The 5624-nt window shown below is 26.5% G+C and carries 5 protein-coding genes and 1 pseudogene; all 6 read left to right on the top strand.

Annotation, left to right across the window (positions count from 1 at the left end; translation table 11 throughout):
* A pseudogene (locus JWF52_RS18470) lies at positions 1-254 on the top strand (peptide transporter); the annotation flags it as partial.
* Entirely contained in the window at positions 244-588 is a 345-nt protein-coding gene (locus JWF52_RS18465; RefSeq protein WP_208334938.1) for a PqqD family peptide modification chaperone, read from the top strand. The pseudogene JWF52_RS18470 and the gene JWF52_RS18465, both read left to right, overlap by 11 nt.
* Before the next feature lie 224 nt (positions 589-812).
* Positions 813-1412, top strand: coding sequence for a 30S ribosomal protein S4 (gene rpsD, locus JWF52_RS18460; RefSeq protein WP_208334937.1), 600 nt, complete (start codon positions 813-815; stop codon positions 1410-1412).
* Positions 1413-1761: 349 nt separating this feature from the next.
* Positions 1762-3450 carry a L,D-transpeptidase family protein gene (locus JWF52_RS18455; protein WP_286184277.1) on the top strand — a complete coding sequence of 563 codons (1689 nt, stop codon included), beginning with the start codon at positions 1762-1764 and terminating at the stop codon, positions 3448-3450.
* A gap of 175 nt (positions 3451-3625) precedes the next feature.
* On the top strand, positions 3626-4129 hold the full coding sequence (locus JWF52_RS18450) for a PH domain-containing protein (RefSeq protein ID WP_208334935.1): 504 nt from the start codon (positions 3626-3628) through the stop codon (positions 4127-4129).
* On the top strand, positions 4110-5597 hold the full coding sequence (locus JWF52_RS18445) for a PH domain-containing protein (RefSeq protein ID WP_208334934.1): 1488 nt from the start codon (positions 4110-4112) through the stop codon (positions 5595-5597). The genes JWF52_RS18450 and JWF52_RS18445 overlap by 20 nt, the downstream gene beginning before the upstream one ends.
* Positions 5598-5624 lie beyond the last annotated feature (27 nt).

The raw sequence follows: 5624 nt of genomic DNA, 5'->3' as shown, positions 1-5624 counted from the left end.
AAAAAACTTCTAAAAATGAAAAAGAGAAAGAAGTTAAAGTTTCAAATGGTATAAGTTTATCATCTGGTCTTGTTGCAGGTGGTTCTATAATAGGATTAGTAGGTATAATATTACAAGTAGTAGGCATCGTAAAAGGAGCTGGACCTAGAGGATTTGCCTCTGGAAATATGATGGCTATAATATTATTAATAGTATTATCAGTCTTGACTACATTACCAATCATTAATTCTAAGGTAAGAGATAATGAAAAATAATGATGATGTTTTAAATTTAGTATTTAAAAAAATTGATAATATAGAATATGAGATAAATGATGAAGATATCGTTACAATACTTGAAAAGCAAGATCATAAAATTCAAAGGTTTTTTAGGAAATTAAAATTAAAAATTCCAATGTATAAAAAGATTGAGCTTGATAAATATAGTAGTTATATTTTCTTACAAATTGATGGAATAAAAAATGTTAAGGACTTAGGGAAAGATTTAGAACTAAAATATGGCGAAAAAGCTTACCCACTTTATGAAAGATTACTACTTTTTTTAAATCATATATGTGAAAATTGTAACTACATTGAAAAGCTAAACTAATAAGATAATAAAAACCTCAAAATTTATTGTTAATATAAATAACAATAAATTTTGAGGTTTTCTATATATTAAGGATTATTAAATATAATCATTGTGTATTTAATTGATATTATTAATAAAATGATAATGAAATTCATTTACAAAATTAAAAAAATATGATATATTAATTTTAGGCTTAAAGTTATCGCGGCAAATTTTCTAATTTTAAGAGGAGAATGATAATTATGGCAAAAATGATGGGACCTAGATTTAAACAATGTAGGAGATTAGGAATTAACGTATGTGGACATCCAAAAGCTATGGATAGAGCTACAAAAGGAACTTCTAGAGCAGATAAGAAATTATCACCATACGGAGTTCAATTACTAGAAAAGCAAAGATTAAGAGCATACTACGGAGTATTAGAAAGACAATTTTCTAATTACGTTAAAAAAGCTATGAAATCTAAAGAATCTACAGGTACAGTTTTAATACAAATGCTAGAATGTAGATTAGATAACTTAGTTTACAGACTAGGGTTAGCAAGCTCTATAAGACAAGCTAGACAAATGGTAGTTCATGGACACATATTAGTTAATGGTAAAAAAGTTGATATACCTTCTTATGGTGTATCTGTAGGAGAGGTTATATCTTTAAGAGAAAAATCTCAAGATAATACATTATTTAAAGAAAGTTTTCAAAATAATGCCCTTAGCCAATACCCATATATAACTAAGGACTTAGAAAGTTTCTCAGGTACACTTTCAAGAAAACCTGAAAGACAAGAAATTCCAATTGAAATAGATGATATTTTAGTTGTTGAATACTACTCAAAACTTAAGTAATTAAAAGTTATCAAATCAAAGGCCTTCTATGGGAGAAATATCTTCTATAGAAGGTTTTTACATAGAAAAGCTATAGATTATCTGACTTATAAGTTAGAACAAAATGGCAAGTGGATATAAAATTTGAAGATGTAGGAAATGGGCATGCATAAACATTAAAAAATAATTAACTATAAAGCGCCTTAATATAAGATGCTTTATTTTTTTTCGATAAATTAAATTAAAAAATATAAAATTAACTGCTAAATAATGTTATAAATACCTAAAAAACTAAGAAATAAAACTAAAGGAAAAACCTCTAAAACCCTTGAAATATAAGGGGATGGGAGGGGATATCACATTGAAAAAAATGATAAAAAAGTGCATGGTATTCTTACTTACAGCATGTTTAATATTTGGTTGGTCAATGCCTATATCAGAAGCTGCAAGTAAACACTTAATCATCATAAATACTAAAACAAACAAAATGGGATACTATGTAAATAATAAATTCATAAAAGAATTTAGAGTAGCTACAGGTAAGAAAAGTACTCCAACACCACAAGGAAAATGCAAAATAGTAAATAAGATAAAAAATAGACCATATTACTCAGGAGGAATACCAGGTGGGGACCCTAGAAACCCATTGGGAGATAGATGGTTAGGGCTTCATATAAAAGGAAGCTACGGAACAACATATGGAATTCATGGAAACAATAATGAAAGTTCAATTGGTAAATCTGTATCTGGTGGATGTGTAAGAATGCACAATAAAGACGTAAGATGGCTATTTGACCAAGTTACAACTGGAACAGATGTAATATTAAAATCTACAAATGAAAGCTATAAGCAAATAGCAGCAAAGTATAATATAAAATTATATGACAAAGGTGAAAATCCAGCACCGCCAATAAAAACAGGATGGCAAACAATAGATAATAAAAAATATTACTATGATTCAAAAGGAAAGAAAGTAACAGGATGGCAAACTATAAGTTCAAAGAAATATTACTTTGATGGTAGTGGAGTAATGCAAACAGGATTTAAAACTATAGACAACAAAACTTATTATTTAGGTAATGATGGAATAATGAGAAGTGGATGGCAAAATATAAACAACAATAGATATTACTTCAATTCAGATGGCGAAATGCAAAAGGGATGGCAAACTATAAATAATAATAAATATTACTTTGATAATAATGGAGTAATGCTAAAAGGATGGAATACAATAGATGGTAAAAAATATTACCTAAAATCAGATGGAGTATTAGCAGTAGGAGTTCAAAATGTAGATGGTAAACTATATTACTTTGATAATAACGGCCAATTAGGTTCAGGATGGAAAACTTACCAAAATAAAAAATACTACTTCAATAATGATGGAATAGCTGTAACAGGATGGCAAACTATAGAAGATAAAAAATATTACTTCAACTCAGATGGAGCAATGGTAATAGGAGTAAATACAATAGATGGAACAACTTACTTCTTTGACAATAATGGTCAATTAGGTTCAGGATGGCAAACATATCAAAATAAAAAATACTACTTTAATAATGATGGAATAGCTGTAACAGGATGGCAAACTATAGAAGGTAAAAAATACTACTTCAACCTAGATGGAACAATGGCAACAGGAGTAAATACAATAGATGGAACAACTTACTTCTTTGATGGAAACGGTCAATTAGGATCAGGATGGCAAAGTAGTGAAGGGTATAAGTATTACTTCAATAATGAAGGAGTAGCTTTAACAGGATGGCAAGATATAGAAGGTAAAAGATATTACTTTAACCCAGATGGAACAATGCAACAAAGATGGGAAGAATTAAATGGAAGTATGTATTATTTTAATGAAGATGGCAGTATGCAAAGAGGATGGGCAACAATACACGAAAATAAATACTACTTCAATGAAGAAGGAGCAATGCAAAGAGGATTACAAAGTATAGATGGTAATCAATATTACTTCTATGAGGATGGAAAAATGGCTGTTAATACAGCAGTTGAAGATGGAATAGTAGTAGATGAAAATGGAATAGCTACACAAATGTAATAAAAAGGTACTTACACTAAATGTAAGTACCTTTTTATTTTAATAAATTTTTATCTAAAAATATATTTTATTCCATAAAATGAGTATTTTAGTCCATTTTAAGTATGACTTGTGAATATTTATGCTAATATTGTACTGATACGTTAAAATTAATTTAAGGGGGATGTGATATATTGTGGAATACGACAACTTAAGTATAAAGGCTAAAAAATCATGGTTTGTGGCAAGATTAATAACTACTGTTATAGTAAGTATTATTTTAATTGTAGGGGTTTGGTTTAGTATTTATAACATGAAATTTAAATACGCAGTAATGTTTGAAGCTCCTATAAATATAACTGTTGGTATTATTATTTTATTACTACTTGTTAATACATTTATATATCCGATTATAGAGTATAAGCAGTGGAGATACATTATAAATAAAGATAAAGTAGATTTTATACATGGTATATATATTACAAAAAGAACTATAGTTCCAATGGTTAGAATACAACATATAGTTATAACTGAAGGATTTATAAATAGATTTTTTAATCTTGCAAATGTAGATATTCATACAGCTGGAGGAATACATACAATACCAAACATAGAGTTAGAAAAAGCTAAAGAAATCAGTGAATACTTAAAAGATAAAATAAGTAAGAAGGTGGAAGGTTATGATGTTAGAATCGACTAGAAACCATTGGTCCAGTGTGATTACAAATATATTTAAAAATATAGTCAGTAATATAATATTTATAGTTTTACTTACTAAGTGGTTAAGTGACTATATTATTTTAATAGCTATATTAATAATTAGTATTGATATTATAGTTGCTTTTATGAGTTGGAGAAATAATACTTTTTATATAAAAGATAATATATTGTTTATAGAAAGTGGAGTATTTGAAAAAAGTAAAAAAGAAATACCGCTAGAGAAAATAAGCACAGTAGATACTAAAGCTAGTATTTTAAACACTATACTAGGTGTATCATTATTAAGTATAAACACTGGAGCTGTTGGTGTTATTAATAGTGCAGAATTTAAGTTTTTATTAAAAAATGAAAAGATAGAAAATCTTAAAAAAATATTACTATCTGAAAACAAAGAAAGTGAAGTATTAGAGGTTGAAGATACACAACAAGAAGAAAATATAAGCTATAAAGAACAGTATACTTATAAAGTTAGCTTTAAAGATATACTAAAATATACTTTTACTAAGAGTAAGATATATTTTATTTTACCTATAGGGGTTATAATTGATAAGTTAGACTCTACTATAGGTCTTGATGAGTTAAATAAATATATAGAAAAACACAGTGGTGATATCGAAAATATAGGAAGTAAGGTATCTGAGTTTCCTATACTAACAATGGTATTAATGATTGCTGGATTATTAATAACAATTTATATTATAGCAACAATAATTTGTTTTGTTTTAGATTATATAAAATATTATGATTTTACTTTATATAGAGAAGACAATAATATTTCTATACAATATGGTTTGCTTAATAAAAATAAGTTTAACTTTAAATTAGAACAAGTAAACAGCTTAAAGTTAAAACAAAACTTATTATGTCAAATGTTTGGTTTATATAATATTGAGGTAGGAGTTATTGGATATGGAAATAGTGATGATTCAAAAATAAAGTCTATATTATATCCAATAGCTAATAAAAAATTAAAAGATGAGATAATTAAAAATATATTAAATGAATTTGAATTTGATAAAGAGGTACATAAACCATATAAAAAATATAGTTATATGTTCTTAACTAAGAGATATGTTATAACTACGACTATAATTTTATTAGTATCTTACTTTGATAATTTTACTAACTTTGAGTTTGATATATATAAGATAATATTCCCAGTTATTTTAGGTATTCAAACATTCTTAGGATATATGAGTTACAATAATAATGCAATCGGAATAGATGATAAAAACATATTTTTAAGTAATGGAAGTATAGTAAAAAAGACAATAATTATTCCTAAAGATAAAGTACAGTCAATAGCATATAAACAAGGTATATTCCAAAAGAATAAAAGGATATGTGATTACAGTATAGATATATACTCTGATGATTTAGGGGATATAATTAAAGTTAAAAATATAGAGAAAGATTTAGTCTTTACTTTGGAGAATAAAATAGTATAAAAATAACCCTCTATCTAAAAAAGTAAA

Origin of the sequence: Clostridium sp. CCUG 7971 (assembly GCF_017590215.1) — a bacterium.
Taxonomy (GTDB): Bacteria; Bacillota; Clostridia; order Peptostreptococcales; family Peptostreptococcaceae; genus Faecalimicrobium.
The sequence above is the reverse complement of the archived record's forward strand: the minus strand, read 5'-3'. Positions and strand labels throughout refer to the sequence as shown.